The sequence below is a fragment of the Demequina sp. genome (genome assembly GCA_024707205.1).
Lineage (GTDB): Bacteria > Actinomycetota > Actinomycetes > Actinomycetales > Demequinaceae > Demequina.
In genome coordinates this window covers 1,817,572-1,838,838 of the sequence record JANQAD010000001.1, presented here as the reverse complement: position 1 = coordinate 1,838,838, position 21,267 = coordinate 1,817,572, and the positions used below count along the sequence as shown (strand labels likewise).

16 protein-coding genes and 3 pseudogenes are annotated in these 21,267 nt (G+C 68.0%); 9 read left to right on the top strand and 10 right to left on the bottom strand.

Features of this window, described 5'->3' with window-relative positions:
• Positions 1-70: 70 nt before the first annotated feature.
• Both xylA and NVV57_09390 read left to right on the top strand, forming a co-directional pair.
• A complete protein-coding gene (xylA, locus tag NVV57_09395) occupies positions 71-1,264 on the top strand; it encodes a xylose isomerase (GenBank protein ID MCR6712880.1) in 1,194 nt (397 codons plus the stop codon).
• A gap of 40 nt (positions 1,265-1,304) precedes the next feature.
• Positions 1,305-2,728, top strand: a pseudogene (locus NVV57_09390) (FGGY family carbohydrate kinase).
• A 31-nt stretch (positions 2,729-2,759) separates the two neighbouring features.
• Here NVV57_09390 and NVV57_09385 read toward each other — a convergent pair.
• A complete protein-coding gene (locus NVV57_09385) occupies positions 2,760-3,290 on the bottom strand; it encodes a hypothetical protein (protein MCR6712879.1) in 531 nt (176 codons plus the stop codon).
• Positions 3,291-3,337: 47 nt separating this feature from the next.
• Complete coding sequence (locus NVV57_09380; GenBank protein ID MCR6712878.1) at positions 3,338-4,333, bottom strand: LacI family transcriptional regulator; 996 nt, start codon at positions 4,331-4,333, stop codon at positions 3,338-3,340.
• A gap of 127 nt (positions 4,334-4,460) precedes the next feature.
• Here NVV57_09380 and NVV57_09375 point away from each other — a divergent pair, with 127 nt between their 5' ends.
• The 5 genes and pseudogenes from NVV57_09375 (at position 4,461) to NVV57_09355 (ending at position 11,299) form a co-directional block, all read left to right on the top strand.
• A complete protein-coding gene (locus tag NVV57_09375; protein ID MCR6712877.1) occupies positions 4,461-5,804 on the top strand; it encodes an extracellular solute-binding protein in 1,344 nt (447 codons plus the stop codon).
• A 49-nt stretch (positions 5,805-5,853) separates the two neighbouring features.
• Positions 5,854-6,891, top strand: coding sequence for a sugar ABC transporter permease (locus tag NVV57_09370; GenBank protein MCR6712876.1), 1,038 nt, complete (start codon positions 5,854-5,856; stop codon positions 6,889-6,891).
• Positions 6,892-7,009: 118 nt separating this feature from the next.
• Positions 7,010-7,798 (top strand): carbohydrate ABC transporter permease, encoded by a 789-nt coding sequence (locus NVV57_09365; GenBank protein MCR6712875.1) that lies wholly within the window; start codon positions 7,010-7,012, stop codon positions 7,796-7,798.
• 78 nt (positions 7,799-7,876) lie between these two features.
• Positions 7,877-10,077: pseudogene (locus tag NVV57_09360) on the top strand (glycoside hydrolase family 3 C-terminal domain-containing protein).
• Between the two features lie 10 nt (positions 10,078-10,087).
• Positions 10,088-11,299, top strand: a complete 1,212-nt coding sequence (locus NVV57_09355; protein MCR6712874.1) for an endo-1,4-beta-xylanase — start codon at positions 10,088-10,090, stop codon at positions 11,297-11,299.
• Positions 11,300-11,307: 8 nt separating this feature from the next.
• Here NVV57_09355 and NVV57_09350 read toward each other — a convergent pair whose 3' ends face one another.
• Both NVV57_09350 and NVV57_09345 read right to left on the bottom strand, forming a co-directional pair.
• Positions 11,308-11,526 carry a hypothetical protein gene (locus NVV57_09350; protein ID MCR6712873.1) on the bottom strand — a complete coding sequence of 73 codons (219 nt, stop codon included), beginning with the start codon at positions 11,524-11,526 and terminating at the stop codon, positions 11,308-11,310.
• Positions 11,508-11,942, bottom strand: coding sequence for a polysaccharide deacetylase family protein (locus NVV57_09345; protein ID MCR6712872.1), 435 nt, complete (start codon positions 11,940-11,942; stop codon positions 11,508-11,510). The genes NVV57_09350 and NVV57_09345 overlap by 19 nt, the downstream gene beginning before the upstream one ends.
• A 31-nt stretch (positions 11,943-11,973) precedes the next feature.
• Between NVV57_09345 and NVV57_09340 the strand changes: the two genes are divergently transcribed.
• Positions 11,974-13,434: an alpha-N-arabinofuranosidase gene (locus NVV57_09340; GenBank protein MCR6712871.1), complete on the top strand. Its 1,461-nt coding sequence runs from the start codon at positions 11,974-11,976 to the stop codon at positions 13,432-13,434.
• Here NVV57_09340 and NVV57_09335 read toward each other — a convergent pair.
• The 5 genes from NVV57_09335 to NVV57_09315 form a co-directional block, all read right to left on the bottom strand.
• Positions 13,400-14,692: an MFS transporter gene (locus tag NVV57_09335; GenBank protein ID MCR6712870.1), complete on the bottom strand. Its 1,293-nt coding sequence runs from the start codon at positions 14,690-14,692 to the stop codon at positions 13,400-13,402. The two genes, NVV57_09340 and NVV57_09335, sit on opposite strands and share 35 nt — an antisense overlap.
• Before the next feature lie 39 nt (positions 14,693-14,731).
• The gene (gene gatB / locus NVV57_09330) at positions 14,732-16,249 is read right to left on the bottom strand and encodes an Asp-tRNA(Asn)/Glu-tRNA(Gln) amidotransferase subunit GatB (GenBank protein ID MCR6712869.1); all 1,518 of its coding nucleotides are present in this window, start codon (positions 16,247-16,249) and stop codon (positions 14,732-14,734) included.
• Positions 16,246-17,754 carry an Asp-tRNA(Asn)/Glu-tRNA(Gln) amidotransferase subunit GatA gene (gatA, locus tag NVV57_09325; GenBank protein MCR6712868.1) on the bottom strand — a complete coding sequence of 503 codons (1,509 nt, stop codon included), beginning with the start codon at positions 17,752-17,754 and terminating at the stop codon, positions 16,246-16,248. The genes gatB and gatA overlap by 4 nt, the downstream gene beginning before the upstream one ends.
• Positions 17,751-18,050 (bottom strand): Asp-tRNA(Asn)/Glu-tRNA(Gln) amidotransferase subunit GatC, encoded by a 300-nt coding sequence (gene gatC / locus NVV57_09320; GenBank protein ID MCR6712867.1) that lies wholly within the window; start codon positions 18,048-18,050, stop codon positions 17,751-17,753. The genes gatA and gatC overlap by 4 nt, the downstream gene beginning before the upstream one ends.
• A gap of 119 nt (positions 18,051-18,169) precedes the next feature.
• Positions 18,170-18,745: a GNAT family N-acetyltransferase gene (locus tag NVV57_09315; GenBank protein ID MCR6712866.1), complete on the bottom strand. Its 576-nt coding sequence runs from the start codon at positions 18,743-18,745 to the stop codon at positions 18,170-18,172.
• A 231-nt stretch (positions 18,746-18,976) separates the two neighbouring features.
• On the opposite strand from NVV57_09315, the pseudogene NVV57_09310 reads away from it, so the two are divergent.
• Positions 18,977-20,532: pseudogene (locus NVV57_09310) on the top strand (AbgT family transporter).
• A 1-nt stretch (position 20,533) separates the two neighbouring features.
• On the opposite strand, the gene NVV57_09305 reads toward NVV57_09310, so the two are convergent.
• Positions 20,534-21,172, bottom strand: coding sequence for a TetR/AcrR family transcriptional regulator (locus NVV57_09305; protein MCR6712865.1), 639 nt, complete (start codon positions 21,170-21,172; stop codon positions 20,534-20,536).
• Between the last annotated feature and the right edge of the window lie 95 nt (positions 21,173-21,267).

Sequence of the window (21,267 nt, the reverse complement as noted above, 5' to 3'; positions counted from 1 at the left end):
GACAGGCCTGCGCAATGAGTATATGTTGTCAGTCACAACATAAGCAGTCGTTATCTTCAGGAGTGTTGCAATGGCGCCCACACCCACCAAGGCGGACAAGTTTTCCTTCGGTCTCTGGACCCTGGGCTGGGCCGCGCAGGACCCGTTCGGTTCGGCCACCCGTCCCCCGCTAGACAACCCGGCGGCGATCCGCAAGCTCGGCGAACTCGGCGTGTGGGGCATTACCTTCCACGACGACGATGTGTTCCCCTTCGGCAGCTCGGACGCGGAGCGCCAGAAGCACATCGATGACCTCAAGGACGCGTGCGCCGACAGCGGCGTGATCGTCGAGATGGTCACGACCAACCTCTTCTCCCACCCGGTCTTCAAGGACGGCGGCTTCACCTCCAACGACCGCGGCGTGCGCCGGTTCGCGCTGCGCAAGGTGCTGCGCAACCTCGACCTCGCCGCAGAGCTCGGCGCCAAGACCTTCGTCATGTGGGGCGGCCGCGAGGGCGCCGAGTACGACAGCGCCAAGGACATCAACGCCGCGCTCGAGCGCTACCGCGAGGCCGTGAACTTCCTCGGCGACTACGTGACAGACAAGGGTTACGACATCAGGTTCGCGATCGAGCCCAAGCCCAACGAGCCCCGCGGAGACATCCTGCTCCCGACCGTTGGCCACGCCCTCGCGTTCATCAACTCGCTTGAGCGCCCCGAGCTCGTTGGCCTCAACCCCGAGGTGGGCCACGAGCAGATGGCGGGCCTCAACTTCACCGCCGGAATCGCCCAGGCGCTGTACCACGGCAAGCTCTTCCACATCGACCTCAACGGCCAGCGCGGCATCAAGTACGACCAGGACCTCGTGTTCGGTCACGGCGACCTGCACAACGCGTTCTCCCTGGTAGACCTGCTGGAGAACGGTTCGCCCAACGGCGGTCCGCGCTACGACGGCGCCCGCCACTTCGACTACAAGCCCTCGCGCACCGAGGACGAGAACGGCGTGTGGGACTCGGTCAAGGCCAACATGCAGATGTACCTGCTGCTCAAGGAGCGCGCGGGCGCATTCCGCGCGGACCCCGAGGTGCAGGAGGCCCTGCAGGCGGCCCGGGTCTACGAGCTTGGCCAGAACACGCTCGGCGACGGCGAGACCGCGGACCAGCTCAAGGCAGACCGCTCCGCCTACGAGGACTTCAACGCGGAGGCCTACTTCGGCGGCAAGGGATTCGGCTTCGTTCGCCTGCAGCAGCTCGCTACGGAGCACCTGATGGGGGCACGCGGCTAGTCACGCGCGCGGTTCGGCGCACAACACGCAAGGGGAGGCAATGACGCTGGTTGCGGGAGTGGACTCGTCCACCCAGAGCTGCAAGGTCGTGATTCGCGACCTTGAGACGGGCCTTGTGGTCCGCGAGGGCCGCGCCAGCCACCCCGACGGCACGTCTGTGGATCCACGCTTCTGGTGGAAGGCACTGCTCGCCGCCATCCAGGGTGCTGGCGGCCTCGACGACGTCGCCGCTATCAGCGTGGGCGGGCAACAGCACGGCATGGTGGCGCTGGATGACGACGGAAGGGTCATCCGCGACGCCCTGCTGTGGAACGACACCCGCTCAGCGGGCTCGGCTGCGGACCTGGTCCGCGAGTTCGGCGCCGACGTCCTCGCTTCTCGGACCGGGCTCGTTCCCGTCGCGAGTTTCACTTCCACCAAGCTTCGCTGGCTGCGTGACAACGAGCCCGCGAACGCGGAGCGCGTCGCCGCAGTAGCGCTCCCCCACGATTGGCTAACGTGGCGCCTCCGAGGCTATGGGCCGGCGATCGAGTCCCCGCTCGGCCCAGACCTCGAGGCGCTCACCACGGACCGGTCGGACGCGTCGGGAACGGGGTACTGGAGCCCCACATCCGGCGATTACGATCGCGACCTGCTCTCCGCCGCGCTCGGGCATGACGCCGTCCTGCCGCGAGTGCTCGGGCGGCGGAGAGCCCGGGTGTTGTGCATTCCTCGATCGCAGCAAGCAGCCCGACGCTGGGGCCGGGGGCCGGCGACAACGCCGCGGCCGGCCTGGGGCTGGGTGCCGCTGCGGGCGATGTTGTGGTGTCCATCGGCACCTCGGGCACGGTGTTCGCCGTCACGCCCTCACCGGTCCGCGATGTGACCGGCACCGTGGCGGGCTTCGCTTCCGCCTCCGGAGACTTCCTTCCCCTGATCGCCACCCTCAACGCCGCGCGCATCCTCGATGCCTTCGCGCGCGTCCTCGGTGTTGATCACCATGAGCTGAGCCGCCTCGCGCTGGACGCCGAACCCGGCGCGGGCGGCTCTCTTCTTGTCCCCTACTTCGAGGGCGAGAGAACACCCAACCTGCCGCACGCGACGGCCTCCCTTACGGGGCTGACGCTCGCGTCGATGACGCGGGAGAACCTGGCGCGCGCCGCGTTCGAAGGGATGCTGTGCTCCCTCGCCGACGGCATGGACGCGATCCTGCGTCTCGGGGTCTCCGCGAACCGCGTGCTGATTGTCGGCGGCGCCGCGCAGTCGCCGGCTGTGGCTTTGGTGGCGTCTCAGGTGTTCGACGCACCCGTCGAGATCCCGGAGCCCGGCGAATACGTCGCCGCCGGCGCGGCCGCCCAGGCCGCGTGGGTGCTCACGGGCTCGCGCCCGTCGTGGCCTGTCGCGACCTTCGCCTCGCCCACCCCGGATCCCAAGCCGGCCATCCGCCAGGCCTACGCCGCCGCCAGGGCGGCCTACGGGGTCTAGCCGGCGCCGCCGTCGAACCTGGACCTCGGCCTCAGTTTCGATTCCTGCATTCGTGGTGCCGGTCGTCCATATCGGCGCCAACGTCTTCGCGCAGCACCTCTTCGCGCCGGTGCGGTCCCGTGGTTCCGTAGACGTCCGCGAGACAATCCAAAGCGGCCTCTTGCGTGACCCCACCAAACGTCGGCGTGTCGAAACCTTTGACCGGCAGGTCCGTCGAGGTGTCCATGGCGTACGCAATGGCGGGCATCGAGTTGAGGAAGACGACGAGGTTGGTGCCCTCGTCCACGGCGAGACCACCGGTCTCGACGGTGTAGACCTCACCGACTTCGAGACTCAGCGCGGGTTCCTCGAGAATCTCGAAATCCTCGATCATGAGATCAACGACCGGCTGCCCATCCCTCTCCCCACGCTCGCCGACCACCACGTGAGCGACCGCGCGGTTGTCATAGGCGTTGTCGATGTAGCCCTCGATGACCTGTTGCTCGCCGAACGCGCAGGCGCCGAGCGTCAACACACTCAGAGTCATCACCGTGGAGCTCACCACGCTCCGTACCCCCGTCATGCCCACAGACAGTAGCAGGCCACCCGACGCTTGAGGCGGGTTAGGCGTCAGGCGGCAGGAGGGGCCGTGGACTCGCGCACGACGAGCTCGGTGGGCATCCGCACGTGGGTCTCGCGGTCCTTGCCGGCCAGGATGTCGAGCAGCATGTGCATCGCGGCCTCGCCCATGGCGCCCAGCGGCTGGCGAACCGTGGTGAGCGTTGGGCTCACGAGGGAAGCCTGGGGGATGTCATCGAAGCCGACGACGGAGACGTCGTGCGGCACGCGCATGCCGAGCATGCGAGCCGCGCCGAGGGCCCGGATCGCGGTCACGTCGTTCGCGGCGAAGATCGCGGTCGGGCGCTCCGGGAGCGCGAGCATCTCGAGGGCGATGGCCTCGGCGACGTCGGGGTCGTAGCGCGACTCGCGAACGTACCCTTCGGGAATCTCGAGTCCCGCCGCGGCCATCGCGTCGCGGAACCCGTTCTCGCGCAGCAGCGACGAATCGAGCTCGCTGCGACCGCCGATGAAGGCGATGCGGGTGTGGCCCAGACCAATGAGGTGCTCCACCGCCGCGAGCGCGCCCGCATAGGAGTCGGCGTCCACGGTCGGCATCTGATTGGGGCCATAGTGCGGGTCGATGGCGACGGCAGGAACGATGAGGTTGAAGTTCGAGGTGGTGGGCGTCACCACCACGGCCCCCTCGATGAGGGTCCCGCCCAGGCGGGCGATCGAGCGGCGCTCCCAACCGTGCGTCTCGCCGCCGGCGTGTGCCAAGAGCTCCCACGCGGTGCCCCGGGTGACGGTCGCGGCTCCCTTGATGATCTCCGCGGAGTAGGGCTCAAAGTCCGCGACGAGAATGCCAAGCACGTTCGTGCTCGAGGAGCGAAGGGACGCGGCGGAGAGGTTGCCCACGTAGCCGAGCTCGTCGATCACGCCCTGTACCAGGTCGATCGTGTCCTTGGACACTCCGTACCGGCCGTTGACGACCTTGGAAACCGTGGCAACGGAGACGCCCGCACGAGCGGCGACGTCGGAGAGCTTGACGCGCGCCGCTGGGTTCATGGTCGCAATAGTAGCGGGTTTTCGACTGTTGCGAAAACGTTATCGATATCGTTTGACGTTAACGGCCTGGCGGTGCCAGACTTCCCCTGTTCGGCATAGATCAACGACGATCCGAAAGGACAAATTCATGGCACACATGCGACGAATGGCCGCACTCGCGGCTATCGCTGCCTCATCTGCGCTGGTGCTCGCCGCATGCAGCGGCGGCGGAGACCCAACCAACTCTGCGGCTCCCACCAACACCGCAGCCAACGATGAGCCCGTCACCCTCACCTGGTGGCACAACGGTGTTGCGGGTGACTCCGGCGAGAACTCGCTCGGCGACTACTGGGACAAGGTCGCGGCCGACTACCACGCCCTGCACCCCAACGTCACCATCGAGATCGAGCAGATCCAGAACGAGGACCTGCAGCGCACGCGTATCCCCACCGCGCTGCAGTCTGGCGACGCGCCCGACATCTTCCAGCAGTGGGGTGGCGGCGAGATGGCCGCACAGGCCGAGGCCGGCTACCTCATGGACCTGAGCGACACGCTGAAGGACACCATCGACACCCTCGGTGGTGCCGTTGGCCCGTGGCAGGCGGATGGCAAGACCTACGGTCTTCCCTTCCAGTTCGCCGTTGAGGGCATCTGGTACCGCAAGTCGCTCTTCGAGAAGGCCGGCATCACCTCCGAGCCCACCACGTTCGACGAGCTCAACGCGGACGTGCAGAAGCTGAAGGACGCGAACATCACCCCCATCGCCGTCGGCGCCGCTGACAAGTGGCCCGCCGCGCACTGGTGGTACAACTTCGCCCTCCAGGCCTGCTCGCAGGACGTCATCAAGAACCTCGGCTCGTTCGACTTCACCGACCCCTGCTTCCTGCAGGCCGGCGACAACCTGCAGTCGTTCCTTGACACCAAGCCGTTCCAGAAGGACTTCATGTCGACGGTCGCGCAGACCGGCGCCACGTCCTCCGCTGGCATGGTGGCCAACGGCAACGCGGCCATGGAGCTCATGGGCCAGTGGAACTTCTTCGTCTACCAGGGCTTCACTGACGGCAGCGATGCCGCCAACCAGGCGCTGCTCGACGACCTCGGCTGGTTCCCGGTTCCGGCAGTCGGCGGTGGCCAGGGTGACCCCACGGCCGCTCTCGGTGGCGGTGACGGATTCTCCTGCTACGTGGACGCCCCGCCGCAGTGCGCGGACTTCCTCGCGTACATTGTGAGCGACGACGTCCAGAAGGGCTTCGCAGAGGCCGTTGGTGGCCTGCCCACCAACCCGAACGCTTCCAGCGCGGTCGCGGATCCCATCAACCAGAAGATCGCGGCGGCCGCTTCCAATGCCGCTTACGTCCAGCTCTGGCTTGACACGGACCTCGGTCCGAACGTCGGTGGCGCGCTCAACGACGGCATCGTGGCCATCTTCGGTGGCACCGGTACCCCGCAGGGCGTGGTCGACAACATGACCGCAGCCGCAGCAACCGAGTAACCAGAGCAAGCACCTAGTACAAGAAAGCGAGGCGCTCCACGTGACAACGATGGAGACCTCGGGCAAGGGAAAGGGCCCCGTCGGCGAGAAGTCGTCGGCGGGGCCCCGTACCGCCAGCCCGGACATGGTGGCACTTCGCCGCCGCGACCAGCGCCGCAAGTGGCAGGAAATCGGCCTCTTCACCGGCCCGGCCCTGATTCTCTTCGCACTGTTCGTCGTGTTCCCCGTGGCGTCCGCAGCGCGGTACAGCCTCTACAAGTGGAACGGCATCAAGAAGTTCTCCGACGCCGAGTTCATTGGCTTCGAGAACTACGCCCGCGCGCTCTGGGGCGGCAACGACCCGGCCACGCGGGAGGCGTTCAAGACCGCCTACACCGAGCCCTTCTGGTCGGCGATGAGCCACAACCTGCTCATCATCGTCGCCTCGATGGCGATCCAGCTTCCCCTCGCGCTCATGATCGCCCTGGTCCTGAATCGCAGGTTCCCAGGCCGCAGTGTCGTGCGCGTCATCATCTTCGCCCCATACGTCATCAGCGAGGTCATCGCCGGCGTCATGTGGTTCATCATCTTCGACCCCAACGGCATCGCCACCCAGTTCATGGAGGCGATCGGGCTGCATGCGCCGGAAGGCGGCTGGTTCGAGTCCCATACATGGGGCATATGGACCGTGTTCTTCATCGTCACGTGGAAGTACTTGGGACTCGCGATCATCCTGTTCCTCGCGGGCCTGTCCGGCGTGCCGCAAGAGCTCCAGGAGGCGGCGAGCATCGACGGCGCCAGCTGGTGGCAGGTGCAGCGCCGCATCAACATCCCGCTCATCGGCCCCACCATCCGCATCTGGGTCTTCCTGTCCCTCATCGGATCCATCCAGCTGTTCGACATGGTCTGGGTGCTCAACCGCGGAGGAACACAGGGTCAGTACTCCACGATCGCGACCTTCATGATGCAGTTCGGCTACTTCCGACACGACGTGGGCTTTGGCTCCGCGGTCGCCGTGATCATGTTCATCATCTCCCTCGTCGTGGCCGTCTTCTACATGCTGACCATCCTGCGCCGCGACAACGACAACTCTGAGACGGCGAGGTAGCCATGACTGCAACGCTCAACGAAGCTCCCCCACCAGCCCGACGGCAGAGGCGCCTCCGCGCGCAGGCTCACCGCGGCGGGGTGGCCGCTTTGATGGCGCCGCGCTCGGCGCGGTCTTCATCGGCCTCGTCGGCATCGCCCTGACGCTCGGCCCGATCCTCTACCTCATCATCGGCGGCTTCCGTTCGCAGCAGAACCTGGCGACGAACCCCACCGGGCTTCCTGACCCGTGGATGTGGTCCAACTACATCGACATCCTCAAGGAAGGCACGTTCTGGCGGCAGGCGCTCAACTCGCTCGTCGTGGCGCTCGGCACCACCGTCGGCGTGGTGCTGTTCGGCACGATGGCCGCCTACCCGCTCGCCCGCTACCGCTTCGCTGGTCGGGAGTTCATCTACCTGATCTTCGTCACCGGCCTGATGTTCCCCCTCACGGTTGCCGTGCTGCCGCTGTACTTCATGATCAGAGGGCTCGGCCTCACGGGAAGCCTGTGGGGCCTGATAGTCCCGCAGATAGCGTTCGCCCTGCCCATCACGGTGATCATCATGCGGCCGTTCCTCAAGGCGATCCCGAACGAGCTCGAGGAGGCGGCGTTCGTTGACGGCGTCACCCGGGTTGGGTTCTTCTGGCGCATCGTGCTGCCACTGGCCGGTCCCGGCATGGTGACGGTTGGCGTGCTCGCGTTCATCGGCTCGTGGAATGCCTACCTGCTGCCGCTGCTGCTGCTCACCGGACCGCAAGAGGGCATGACCCTCCCGCTAGGCGTCACGGCGTTCCAGGGCGCCCACGCGTCGTCGACCACGCTGATCATGGCGTACACGTCGCTGTCGATGATCCCCGCGCTGATCTTCTTCCTCCTCCTCGAGCGTCGCATCGTCGACGGCCTCACGGGCGCGGTCAAGGGCTGAGCCGTGACCACCGTTCACCAGGGCGCGGGAGCGCCCCAGGCCACAGCGTCGGGCCGTGTTAGCGCGCTCATTGCCGACATGACCGTCGAGGAGAAGCTCGCCCAGCTCGTCGGGCTGTGGCAGGACGAGGCCGGCGACGTCGTCGCGCCCCTCCAGGGCCAGCAGGTATCGACGCACGGCCTGGCCGACGCCCTTGCCGGGGGCCTCGGCCACCTCACCAGGGTCTACGGCACCAACCCCGTGGAGCCCGACGAGCGCGCGGCCTGGCTGTGGGACGTGCAGCGGGAACTCGTGCGCAACACGCGACACGGCATCCCGGCGATCGTGCACGAGGAGTGCCTCACGGGACTCGCGGCGTGGAAGGCCGCGACGTTCCCGTCGCCGCCCGCGTGGGGTGCGACGTTCGCGCCAGATCTCGTCGAGCGCATGGCGGGACTCATCGGCGAGTCGATGAGCGCCCTCGGCATTCACCAGGGGCTCGCTCCCGTGCTCGACGTGATTCGCGACCCGCGCTGGGGGCGCGTCGAGGAGTGCATCGCGGAGGATCCCTACCTCGTCGGCAGTGTTGGGACGGCGTTTGTGCAGGGCCTGCAAGGGGCCGGTGTGCACGCGACGCTCAAGCACTTCGTCGGCTACTCGGCGTCCGCCGCCGGTCGCAACTTCGGGCCCGTTCACGCGGGCCCGCGCGAGGTCGCGGACGAGCTGCTCATCCCCTTCGAGATGGCGGTGAAGGACGGCGGCGTGCGTGCCATCATGCCTGCGTACACGCAGCTTGACGGCGTCCCCACACACGCTGACCCCTCGCTGCTCACGGACCTCCTACGTGGGCAGTGGGGCTTCGATGGAGTGGTGGTCGCCGACTACTTCGGCGTCGCCTTCCTCGAGGTGCTGCATGGCCTGGCCGACGACCTCGCGGATGCCGCCGGCCAGGCCCTCGCAGCCGGCGTGGACGTCGAGCTCCCAAGCGGCAATGCGTACCTCGAGCCGTTGCGGCGCGCCATCGACGAGGGCCGTGTCTCCATGGAGATCGTGGACCGCGCCGTGGAGCGCGTGCTGCGGCAGAAGGAATCGCTCGGGCTCCTCGACTCCACCTTCGACGAGGCGCCCCCACTGGCGTGGACCTCGACTCCCCCGCCCACCGGGACGCCGCACGCGCCCTCGCGGAGCGCTCCGTCATCCTCCTCAGGAACGACGGCACGCTCCCGCTCGCACCCACGGCGAAGGTTGCCCTCATCGGCCCCAACGCGGACCGCTCGGCGGCGCTGTTCGGTTGCTACTCGTTCGTCAACCACGTCCTCGCACACCGTCCCGGCTTCCCTGCCGGCTTCGAGTCGCCCACCGTTCGCGAGGGCCTCGGCGACCACGACGTGACCTACGTCAAGGGCAGCGACGTCGCCTCCGACGATCGCAGCGGGTTCGCCGACGCTGTCGAGGCCGCTTCCGCCGCTGATGTCGCGGTGGTGGTGGCCGGCGACCACGCGGGCCTCTTCGGCCGCGGCACCGTTGGCGAGGGCTGCGACGTCGAGTCGCTCGAACTGCCCGGCGTCCAGCGCGAGCTGGTCGAGGCCGTTCTCGAAACCGGCACGCCCGTGGTCCTCGTGCTCCTCACCGGCCGCCCCTACGCGATCGGGTGGGCCATGGACCGCTGCGCGGCCGTGATCCAGACCTTCTTCCCCGGCGAGGAGGGAGGCACCGCGGTGGCGGGCGTCCTGACCGGGCGAGTGAACCCGTCGGGCCACCTGCCCGTGACGATGCCGCGCTCAACGGGCGCCCAGCCGTACACCTACCTGCACTCCGCGCTCGGCGGCGACGGCGACGTGACCTCCGTGGGCACCGCGCCCGTGCGCCCGTTCGGCTTTGGCCTGTCGTACACCATCTTCGACTACGGCGACCTTTCCGTCTCTGAGCTGGTGCGGCCCGACGGCGTGGTCACCGCGAGCGTCACGGTCACCAATGCGGGCCCCCTGGCGGGCGAGGATGTGGTGCAGCTGTACGTGCGCGACGTGCTCGGGTCCGTCTCACGGCCCGTAGCGCAGCTTGTTGGCTTCCAGCGCATCGCGCTTGACGCCGGCAGCTCCGCGACCGTCACGTTCGAGGTGCCGACCGCGAGGCTCGCGTTCTCCAACCGCGACCTGGTGCGGGTCGTGGAACCCGGAGACTTCGAGGTGTGGGTGGGAGACGCCGAGTCGCGGGTATCGCAGTCTCAGTTCGCGGTCGTGGGCGAGACGCTCGCTGTGCGGGAGGACTCGCCGCGGCTCACGCGCAGCACTGTGTCCTGAGCGCCCTGTCGTGACGTCTCTCGCCCATCGCACCGGCACCGTCGATGTGAGGGTGCTGCTCCCGGACGGGACTCCTCTCGGTACACCGGTGTCATTACGGCAGGTGAGCCATGACTTTGGGTTCGGGAACATCGGGTTCGAGCTCATGGATGTCGCCAGCGGTGCCGCTTCAACGTCTGGCCTGGTAGATCCCTGGATCGGCCTGTTCAACCAGGCGACGCTCGGGTTCTACTGGCGGGACTTCGAGCCGCGCGAGGGCTCACCGGAAACCGAGCGGCTGCTCGCCGCGGCCCAGTGGTTCGCGGACCGCGGGGTGCGCCTCAAGGGCCACCCGCTCGCGTGGCACACGATGGCGCCCCAGTGGCTGCTTGGGCGCCCTCTTTCAGAGGTGGAGGCCACGCTTCGCGCGCGCATCACCCGCGAGGTCTCCGCGTTCGCCGGGGTCATCGACCACTGGGACGCGATCAACGAGGCCGTCATCATGCCGCGCTTCACGGCCGAGGACAACGCGATCACTCCCCTCGCGGCCGAGCTTGGGCGCGTCGAGATGGTGCGGCTCGCTTTCGAGACCGCTCGCGAGGCCAACCCCGCCGCGCGCCTCGTGATCAACGACTTCCTCCTCACCGAGGAGTACGCGAACCTCATCGAGGAGTGCCTCTCGGCGAGGATCCAGATCGACGCGATCGGGCTCCAGACCCACATGCATCAGGGCTTCCGCGGCGAGGACGATCTGGGCCGGATCCTCGAGCGGTTCGGCGCCTTTGGGCTGCCCCTGCAGTTCACCGAGGTCACGCTCGTCTCCGGGGAACTCATGCCGCCGGAGATCGTGGACTTGAACGATTACCAGGTGGAACACTGGCCGAGCACTCCCGAGGGCGAGGAGCGCCAGGCCTCGGAAACGACCCGTATGTACCGACAGGCGGTGGAGCACCCGCTCGTCGAGTCCGTCACCTACTGGGGACTGTGCGACCGCGACACCTGGCTCGGGGCGCCCGCTGGCCTGCTCCGCGCCGACGGTTCACGCAAGCCCGCCTACGACGCCCTGCAGGGGCTCGTTCACGGCGAGTGGTGGCTGCCGCTCACTGAACTCACCCCTGGGCCCGACGGCGTGGTCACCGTGAGCGGTTGGGGCGGGGACTACGTGGTTGAGGCACACGGGCTGAGCGCCACGGTGCACGTGGCCGCGGGTCAGTCAGGACGCCGCGAAGCGCGGCTCGGCTAGCCGCTCGGCTACTCGCACCCCACCGGCAGCGTGAACTCCCAGCCGTCGCTCACGGCATCGTCGACGAAGCGCTTGACCGCCGCGACGGTCCCGGACCGGTCTCCCCCGCCGTCGTGCATCAACAGCAGCTGACCGCGCGTCAGGCGCTCCCACAGCCTCGCCTCGAGCACATCCGCGTCCTGCTCGGCCCAGTCGCCGATGTGGTTGATCACGTCGAGCGGCTGCATGCCCAACTCGACCGCCACCTCGCACGTAACCCCCACGAACCGTTGGGCGCGCGCCAGAAGGGGACCACAACGTCGGGCACAACAGAGCGGATGATCTCGAGGTTGCGCGCCAGGTCCGCACGCACCTCCTCGGCGGAGTACTCGCCCATGTCCGCGAATCCCGTGGAGTGGTTGCACAGCACGTGGCCCTCGTCGACGATGCGGCGGAGCAGTTCGGCGCCGCTGTGCCCATCGACACCGCGCGCCTGGATCTGCGAGCCGACCACCGCGAAGACCGCGCGGATGCCGCGGTCGCTCAGGAAGTCGAGCAACTCCGCGGTGTCCGCGCCGTTTGGCCCGTCGTCAAACGTGAGCGCGGCCACGAGGCCCTCGCCCTGGGCGGCCCCAACGGGCGTCGGTGTCAGTTCCCATGCCATGGGTCCAGTCTGGCAGGCTGAAACTATGGCAATGACGCACCTCACCATACGGCCCGACGCTGTGGCTGGCTCCGTGGACCGCCGCCTGTTCGGCTCCTTCGTGGAGCACTTGGGGCGGTGCGTGTATTCGGGCATCTACGAGCCGGGACACCCCACGGCGGACGCCTTGGGCTTCCGCGCGGATGTCCTCGAGCTGGTGCGCGAGCTTGGGGTGACGACCATCCGCTATCCCGGGGGCAACTTCGTCTCCTCGTATCGCTGGGAGGACGGCGTGGGGCCGCTAGAGGAGCGGCCCACGCGGCTGGATCTCGCGTGGCATTCCACCGAGACGAACGAGTTCGGCACCGATGAGTTCATGGCGTGGTGCGCGGCCGCGGGCGTGGCGCCGATGATGGCGGTCAACATCGGGACGCGCGGGACACCCGAGGCCCTGGACCTGCTCGAGTACTGCAACCACCCTGGCGCCACCGCGCTGAGCGACGCGCGGCGGGCCAACGGTGCCGACGCGCCGTACGGCGTGCGCATGTGGTGCCTGGGCAACGAGATGGACGGGCCCTGGCAGGTGGGCCAGATGACGCCCGAGCAGTACGGCCGCGCCGCGCTGGACATGGCGCGGGTGATGCGCAAGTTCGACCCCACGCTCGAGCTGGTGGCGTGCGGATCCTCGGGAACCTCCATGGCGACCTTTGGCGAGTGGGAGCGGGTGGTCCTCGAGCACTGCTTCGACGAGGTGGACTTCATCTCGGCGCACGCGTACTACGACCCCTCCAACCAGGACCTGAGCGCCTTCCTGCGATCCTCCGACGACATGGACCGCTTCATCACCACGGTGGTGGGCATCGCCGACGAGGTCGCGGCCGCACGGGGAAGCGACAAGCGCATCGCGATCTCGTTCGACGAGTGGAACGTGTGGCGCATGTCCACCCCCGTGAATCCGTTCCCGGAGGGCGACGACTGGCCCGTGGCTCCTCACCTGCTCGAGGACGTGTACACGGCCGCGGATGCCGTGGTGGTGGGTTCCCTGCTCATCACCCTGTTGCGGCACGCGGATCGCGTGCGGGCCGCGTCCCTTGCGCAGCTGGTGAACGTCATCGCGCCCATCATGACCGAGCCCGGCGGCCGCGCGTGGCGGCAGACCACGTTCTACCCCTTCGCGATAACCGCCCGACTAGCAGGAACAACGGTCCTCGCCAGCGACAGGCCCAGCGAGTTCGTCGACGCTGTCGCAACGCTGACCGACGACGGCTCGATCACCGTCTTCGCGGTGAACCTCGACCCGGACTCCGAGCACGGACTGACGATCGCAGTCCCTGGTGAGGTCGCCTCGGCAGAGGTCACGGTGCTCACCGACCCCGATCCGCTGGCCACGAACACGGCCGACGCCCCAGACCGGGTGACCCCAGCGTCGGGCCGTGCGGTGGTTGACGGTGCCAGCGTGACGGTGCAGCTGCCGGCGGTCAGCTGGGCTGCGGTGAGGCTGACTCTGGCGTAGTTGGGGCCCGGTGTGCCCGCACGTAGTCGAGCGCCGCGCGGCCGCTCGGCGTCAGGAACGCGAGCACTCCTATGCCGAACATCAGCACGCCGGAGATGACCAGCACCGCCTCCACGCTGATGACGTTGGCGAGCGGCCCGAAGACCAGCATGCCCGCGGGCATCCCCATCGCCGACACGATGCTCACGAACCCGAACACGCGGCCGAGCCGCTCGGGATCCACCGACTCCTGAAGCACCGTGAAGATGGGGGTGGAGAAGAACGGCACCGCAAGCCCCACGAAGAACATCGTCACCAGGAACACCCACAGCACGGGCGACAGGCCGAGCGCCACGGTGAGTGCGGAGAGGATGAGCGTGGACCACACGATGAGGGTGGTGCGCTCGAACCGGTCGCCCCACGCGGCGATCGCGGCGCCCGCGAGCAGCATGCCAACGGAGAACGCGAGTTCGAGCGCCGTCAGCTTCCACACCTCGTCGCCGAAGGACCGCACGACCATGAGCGGCGTCAGCATGGACGGCGCGCCAACGGCGATCATGATGCCGCCGAAGAGATAGAGCACCCACTTCACGTAGTGGTGCTCGCCGATGTATCGCACGCCCTCGCGCAGGTCGTCGAAGTAGCCGACGCGCTCTCCGCTGCGCATGACCGCTCGCAGGGGCACCAGGGCAAGGATGCCGATGCCGATGGCAGCCGTGCCCACGTCGATGAAGAAGATCCCGTGGAGCGGCACATTCGCGTACAGCAGTGCGGCGACGGGCGGTGACGCGAGCATCATTCCCGACTGGATGGCGCCGTTGATGCCGTTGACTCGCAGCAGCTTCTCTGCCGGCACGAGCTGCGGGAGCGCCGCGGCCACCGCCGGCGTCTGCACCCCAGCGCCCGCCGAGCGAATCGCCATCGCCGCGAAGATCAGCCAGACGGAGGTGACGCCGTTCATCATGAACAGGGCGAGTGCGAGGGTCGCGAGCGCGATGGTCGCGTCGGCGGCCATGATGAGGTACTTGCGGTTGTGCCGGTCCGCCCACACCCCGCCGAACACGGACACGATCGCCTGAGGGAGGAACCCGAACGCCACCGACAGCGCCAGAATCGTGCCGTCCTTGGTGGTGAGTGTGAGGTACCAGAGCACCGCATACTGCACGAGCATGGATCCCAGCAGCGAGACCGTCTGTCCGGCGAGGAACAGCGAGACGTTCCGCACCCACGCTTGGGACGGCGTGGTGCGGTCCTCCACCGATGGCGTGTCCGGGGCCATCCCCTCAGTGTGCCCGTCGGCTCCGACAGGCGCCCGGCGTCAGCCCTCCACGCCAGCGCGCGCGAGGATGATCTGGCGCACGCGTCCGGCGTCCGCCTGCCCGCGCGTGGCCTTCATGACCGCACCCACGATCGCGCCGGCCGCCTGAATCTTGCCCTCGCGGATCTTCTCGAGAACGTCCGGCTGGGCCGCGAGCGCCTCGTCGACGGCGGCCTCGAGCGCGGAGTCGTCGCTCACCACTACCAGGCCGCGCTTCTCAACGACCGACGCTGGCGAGCCTTCGCCCGCGAGCACGCCCTCGAGCGCCTGACGGGCGAGCTTGTCGTTGATGGTTCCGGCATCTACGAGGCCCTGGAGCTCGGCGATGTCCTGCGCGGTGACCGGGAGGTCCTGGAGCGTCACCTCACGCTCGTTGGCAGTGCGGGCGAGCTCGCCGCCCCACCACTTGCGCGCAGCCTGCGGAGAGGCGCCGGCCGCGACGGTGTCGACGATGAGCTGGACCGCATCGGCCGCGACAACGTCGCGCATCTCGAGCTCGCTGAAGCCCCACTCCTCGCGCAAGCGGGCACGCAACTTTGCCGGGTGCTCGGGGATGGTGGCGCGCAGCTGCTCCACCCACGCTCGCGAGGGCTCTACCGGCAGCAGATCGGGCTCGGGGAAGTAGCGGTAGTCCTCCGCTTGCTCCTTGGAGCGGCCCGGAGTCGTGGACGACGTGTCCTCGTGCCAGTGGCGCGTCTCCTGCACCACGGGCTGACCCGCGGTGAGCAGCTCGGCCTGGCGGCCGGCCTCGTACTGCACCGCGCGCTCGATCGCGCGCAGCGAGTTGACGTTCTTGGTCTCCGAGCGCTTGCCGAACGGCACCGCGGACTGATCCGCGCCGTCGGCCGCCTTGGGGCGAAGCGAGAGGTTCACGTCCGCGCGCAGGCTGCCCTGCTCCATACGGCCGTCGCTGATGCCGAGCCCGCGGACGATGTCGCGGATGGTCGCGACGTAGGCGCGGGCCACCTCGGCCGTCCGCTCGCCCATGCCCTCGATGGGCTTGGTGACGATCTCAACGAGGGGCACGCCGCCGCGGTTGTAGTCCACGAGCGAGTAGTCCGCGCCCTGGATGCCGCCGGTGCCGCCCACGTGCGTGTTCTTGCCCGCGTCCTCCTCGATGTGGGCGCGCTCGATCGCGATGGTCACGACCTCGCCGTCGTCGAGGACCACGTCCACCGAGCCCTCGAAGCACGTGGGCTCGTCGTACTGGGAGATCTGGTAGTCCTTGGCGAGGTCCGGGTAGAAGTAGTTCTTCCGTGCAAAGCGGCTGGACTCGCGGATCTCGCAGCCGAGCGCCAGGCCCAGCCGGATCGCGGACTCCACCGCCTTGCCGTTGGTTACGGGCATCGAGCCTGGCAGACCAAGGCAAACGGGGCAGACGTGGGTGTTGGGCTCTCCGCCGAACTCGTTGAGGCAGCCGCAGAACATCTTGGTCTTGGTGTTGAGCTCCACGTGGACCTCGATGCCGAACACGGGATCGAAGCGCTCCACGGCGTCGTCATACGTGAGCTTGGTCATCGGGACACCTCCGAAAGCTCGGGGGCAAGGGAGCTCAAGGGGCCTCCCCATTTCGCGTTCAGCAGGGCCTCGATGGCCCCGCCAACGCGATACAGGCGCGCGTCCTCGTGCGCGGGGGCGAGCAGCTGGAAGCCCACCGGGAGGTTGTCCTCCGGAGCGAGACCCGCAGGGATGGACATGCCGGGGATGCCAGCAAGGTTCGCCGGGATGGTCGCCACGTCGTTGAGGTACATCGCGAGCGGATCGTCGATGCGCTCCCCCAGCTTGAACGGCGTGCTTGGCACCGTGGGACTCACGAGCACGGTCGCCTTCTCGAATGCCGCGGCGAAGTCGCGCTGGATGAGCGTGCGCACCTTCTGCGCGGAGCCGTAGTACGCGTCGTAGTAGCCCGCGCTGAGGGCGTAGGTGCCGAGGATGATGCGCCGCTTGACCTCGTCGCCGAAGCCTTCGGCCCTGGTAGCGGCCATGGTCCGCTCGATGTTCTCGCGCTCCACGCGCAGGCCAAACCGCACGCCGTCGAACTTGGCGAGGTTGCTGCTCGCCTCCGCAGGGAGGATCAGGTAGTACGCGGCGAGCGCGTACACGAAGCTCGGACAGTCCACCTCGACCACCGTGGCGCCAGCGGCCCTTGCCGCGTCGAGCGCCTCCTCGAAGCGCTGCTTCACGCCGTCCTGGTAGCCCTCGCCACCCAGCTCGCGGATCACGCCAAGCGTCACGCCAGTCAGATCGCCCGACGCTCCCTCAAGGGCCGCTGCCACCGCGCCGGGGACGGGCTCGCGCAGGCTCGTGGCGTCGTGGGGGTCGTGGCCGCCCATCACCTCGTGCAGGAGCGCCGTGTCGAGGACGGTGCGGGCGCATGGGCCCAGCTGGTCCAGGCTGCTGGCCAGCGCGATGGCGCCGTAGCGCGAGACCCCGCCGTAGGTGGGCTTGACGCCAACCGTTCCGGTCACGGAAGCGGGTTGACGGATGGAGCCTCCCGTGTCGGAGCCGATGGTCAGGGGCGCCTCGAAGGCGGCCAGCGCGGCGGCGGAGCCGCCGCCGGAACCGCCGGGGATGCGGTCAAGGTCCCACGGGTTGTGGGTGGGACCGAACGCCGAGTGCTCCGTGGACGAGCCCATCGCGAACTCGTCCATGTTGGTCTTGCCCAGGATGGGCATGCGCGCCTCGCGCACCTTGCGCGTCACGGTCGCGTCGTAGGGTGGGATCCACCCCTCGAGGATCCGGGAGCCCGCCGTGGTGGGAAGCCCCTCCGTGACGAGCACGTCCTTGATGCCGATCGGCACACCGGCGAGGCGCTGCAGCGAGATGCCGGCCGCGCGGTCGGCGTCGACCGCGGCGGCGGTCTCGAGCGCGCGCTCGGTGTTCACGTAGAGGAAGGCGTGCACATCGCCGTCCACGGCCGCGATGCGGTCAAGGTGTGCCTGCGTCAGGGAGACGGAAGTGACCTCCCCAGCCGCGAGAGCGTCGGCCATCTGCGCCGCCGTGCGGCGCGTCCAGTCGGTCATGCCTCCTCCCCAAGGATCTGGGGAACCCGGAACCGGTCGCCCTCGGCCTGCGGGGCGCCCGACAGCGCCCGCGCGGGCGTCAGCGATTCCTCGATCACGTCCTCGCGCTCCACGTTCGCCATGGGGATGGGGTGGCTCGTAGCAGGCACGTCGTGCGTGTCGAGGGTCGCAAGTGTTGCGACCGCGTCGACGATCGCGCTGAGCTGCCCGGAGAGTCGGTCGAGGTCATCGTCGGTCATGTCGATGCGGGCAAGGACGGCGAGGCGCGCCACATCCGCACGTTCCAGGGAAGACATGGCTCGAGTCTACTGGGGCTCTCTGCGGCCCACACCCTCCCCGAATGGGCCCTGAGGTTCACCAAATCGAAGTTTCGTGAACCTACGAGCCCATTCCAGCGGCGCAAGGCAGGGTTGGGCTAGACCGTCCTCGTCATGTCCCACGAGTAGCCAAGCAGCCGCACCTCACCCGCGGAGGCGTCGGGGGCGTGGTCAACGGGAGTCACGGTGCCGTCGGGGTTGTCCTGCACAACCCAGTCGAGGTCGGTGCGCCGCACAAAACCCAGCCGCTCATAGAGCCGGTGCGCCGCGTGCATCGTCTCCATCGTGGACAGCACGATTCCCGTTGCGCCCTGCTCCTGCGCGAGCTTGACCCCGTAGAGCGTGAGCTCGGCGCCGATGCCGCGGCCGCGCTCCATGGGAGACACCGCGAGCATCCGCAGCTCAAACTCTCCGGATCCCGCTCGCTCGATGAACGGGCTGCCGGGCGGCACCACCGTGAGCGTGCCGACGATCGCGCCCTCTCCGCGCTCCCCGTCCGCCATCGCGAGCAGGATGGCCTTCTCAGCGCGGGCGTGCGCATCCCGGAGCGCGGGGATATAGGGGTGGGCGTTGTCGACGAGCGCGTCCGAGAGGTAGGCGAGCGCGGTGAGCGCGCCGATTTCCTGGAGACGCACCTGCTCGTCCGCTTGAATCACCCGAATCGTGCCCGCCATACCGTCCCCTTTCGCGCTCCCCAGCAGGGCCAATCTACCCAGCCGCGCTTGCCCGACGCTACCCGGGCTTTCCCTGATACCTCGCCGTATCTGTGGGCGCGCGGGCCCGCAACCCAATAGGCTCGCGACTGGAAAGGGGTCACCATGACTGCGACTGCCGAAGCCCCCGCGAAGAGCGGGTTTCTGGACAAGATCGAGAATCTGGGGAACAAGGTTCCGAACCCCACGATCATGTTCCTGTACCTCATCGCCATCGTGGCGGTGCTGTCCGCGATCCTGGCGTGGGCCAAGGTGTCGGTGACGGACGAGATCGTGACCCAGGTCCCCAAATCCGAATTGGCGACCATCAACGAGGCGCTCGGCGGGATGATCGTCCCCTGGGACATCACCACCGGGCAAGAGGTGATCCTCCCCGACTACATAACTCAAGAGGTTGAGATCCCGGTGCGATCGCTGCTGAGCAGCGATGGCATCGAGATGTTCTTCGCCAGCTTCGTGGCGAACTTCGCCGGGTTTGGTGTGGTGGCGGTGGTGCTCATCGCGATGGCGGGCGTTGGCGTCGCGGAACAGGCGGGCCTCATGGGGGCCCTCATTCGCAAGATCGTCAAGGTGGCCCCGGCCAGGATCCTCGCCTTCCTGCTGATCTTCGTCGGCGTCCTGTCATCGGTGGCGAGCGACGCCGGGTATCTCATCCTGATACCCCTAGCGGCCGCCGCATTCCTCTCTGTCGGCAGACATCCGCTCGCAGGCATGGCGGCGCGTTCGCCGGTGTTGGCGCGATCTTCGCGGTCAACCTGCTCATCACGCCCGTGGACTCGATGATCACCGAGATCACCAATGAGGTGCTGCCCACGGGCATGGAACCCCTTGACGTGACAGCGAACTTCTACTTCTCGATCGTGTCGTCGATCGTGCTCGCCGTCGTCGCCACCTGGGTGACCGTCAAGATCGTGGAACCGCGGCTTGGCACCTACGTGCCGCCGGAGGGCAGCGGCCTCAACCCCGACGACGAGGTAGACGAGGTGGCGGAGGCTCGCGGGCTCAAGTGGGCGGCGTGGGCCCTGCTCGCGGTCGTCGTGCTCGTGAGCGCGCTCTCCCTGCCGCCGAACGCCCCGCTTCGCGACAATGCGACCGGGGAACTCATCGGCGCCACCCCGTTCATGGCGAGCCTCATCTTCATCATCTCGCTTGCGTTCCTCGTCTGCGGCATCGCGTACGGATACGGCGCCAAGACCCTTCGCGGTGGGGACGCGACCGTGGGCGCCGTGGCCAAGACGTTCGGCACGCTCGGCGGCCTGCTCGTGATGTTCGTGATGATCGCGCAGTTCATCGCTCTGTTCTCGTGGTCCAACCTGCCAACGGTCGCAGCGGTGGAGGTGGCGCACATTCTCGAGAACGCGAACGTGCCCGCCGTGATCCTGCTGGTACTGTTCATCCTCGTCATCGTGGTGCTCGACATCATCCTGCCTGGTGTGGTGCCCAAGTGGGCCATCTTCGCGCCCATCTTCGTGCCGATCTTCGCGCAGCTGGACGTGGCGCCACAGACCCTTCTCGCCGCCTACCGCGTGGGTGACTCCCCCATGAACGTCTTGACCCCGCTCATGGTCTACCTGCCGTTCATCGTGACGATCGCCCAGCGCTACAAGAAGGACTCCGGGATCGGCACGGTGATCGCGCTGATGATCCCGTACACGATGTGGATCCTCATCACCTGGACGGCGCTGTTCGTCGCATGGTTCGCGCTCGGCATTCCGTGGGGGCCGGGCGCGCCGGTAAGCACCGGTTGAGCTACATAACGCTGCGGCGGTGACCTTGGATCGCGGCAGCCAGGATCGCGTCGATCGCGAACGCTGACGACTGCGCCAGGCGCACCTGGTCTGGCGCGAGCAGCCACTGAATCTGCAGGCCGTCCATCACCGCGATGATGCTGGCGGTCGCGAAGTCGAGCTCCTCCGCGCGCGGCGGATCCGTGGGATCGCAGATCTCGGTGAGCGCCTCCTTGACCTCGCCTCGCAGGGTCTCGTAGCGCTTGCGGAAGAACTCCTTCGCGGGGTGATCGTCCGTCACGGATTCGGCGGAGAGCACCGCGAACGCCTGGATGATTCCAGGGCGCTGCTCGTTGAGCCGCGCGGTGGTCACGAGGTGCCGGAAGAGGTCCAAACCCCCTGGTATGTGCCGTCCTTCGAGGTGCTCGACGTCCGTCTCGTCGCGATACACGAGTACCTCGAGCAGCAGCGCATCCTTGGATCCGAAGTGGTGCAGCACTCCGGCGTGCGTCATGCCCACCTGCTCGGCGATGTCGGCGAGCGATCCCTTGGTGTAGCCCTTGGATCCGAACACGTCAGTGGCCGCGCGCAGGATCTCCTTACGCTTGCGCGCGGTCTCCTCGCGCGGCTTCGCTGCACGCGTAACGTTTCGCACTGCCATGGGCCAACATTAGCGCGGAGCAAGCATTCAGCCCGACGGCGCGTGCGGCTGCACAGTCACCTCGCTTTGTCGCGTGCCGCCTCAGCGCCGCCCCC

Excerpts from the sequence above, each read along its gene's own strand:
- NVV57_09345 (MCR6712872.1), bottom strand. The coding sequence starts at position 11,942 with ATGGCATGGGAACTGACACCGACGCCCGTTGGGGCCGCCCAGGGCGAG.
- gatA (MCR6712868.1), bottom strand. The coding sequence starts at position 17,754 with ATGACCGACTGGACGCGCCGCACGGCGGCGCAGATGGCCGACGCTCTC.
- NVV57_09335 (MCR6712870.1), bottom strand. The coding sequence starts at position 14,692 with ATGGCCCCGGACACGCCATCGGTGGAGGACCGCACCACGCCGTCCCAA.
- NVV57_09385 (MCR6712879.1), bottom strand. The coding sequence starts at position 3,290 with ATGACGGGGGTACGGAGCGTGGTGAGCTCCACGGTGATGACTCTGAGT.
- NVV57_09305 (MCR6712865.1), bottom strand. The coding sequence starts at position 21,172 with ATGGCAGTGCGAAACGTTACGCGTGCAGCGAAGCCGCGCGAGGAGACC.
- NVV57_09315 (MCR6712866.1), bottom strand. The coding sequence starts at position 18,745 with ATGGCGGGCACGATTCGGGTGATTCAAGCGGACGAGCAGGTGCGTCTC.
- NVV57_09375 (MCR6712877.1), top strand. The coding sequence starts at position 4,461 with ATGGCACACATGCGACGAATGGCCGCACTCGCGGCTATCGCTGCCTCA.
- gatC (MCR6712867.1), bottom strand. The coding sequence starts at position 18,050 with ATGTCTTCCCTGGAACGTGCGGATGTGGCGCGCCTCGCCGTCCTTGCC.
- NVV57_09350 (MCR6712873.1), bottom strand. The coding sequence starts at position 11,526 with ATGCAGCCGCTCGACGTGATCAACCACATCGGCGACTGGGCCGAGCAG.
- gatB (MCR6712869.1), bottom strand. The coding sequence starts at position 16,249 with ATGACCAAGCTCACGTATGACGACGCCGTGGAGCGCTTCGATCCCGTG.
- NVV57_09380 (MCR6712878.1), bottom strand. The coding sequence starts at position 4,333 with ATGAACCCAGCGGCGCGCGTCAAGCTCTCCGACGTCGCCGCTCGTGCG.
- NVV57_09370 (MCR6712876.1), top strand. The coding sequence starts at position 5,854 with ATGGAGACCTCGGGCAAGGGAAAGGGCCCCGTCGGCGAGAAGTCGTCG.
- xylA (MCR6712880.1), top strand. The coding sequence starts at position 71 with ATGGCGCCCACACCCACCAAGGCGGACAAGTTTTCCTTCGGTCTCTGG.
- NVV57_09340 (MCR6712871.1), top strand. The coding sequence starts at position 11,974 with ATGACGCACCTCACCATACGGCCCGACGCTGTGGCTGGCTCCGTGGAC.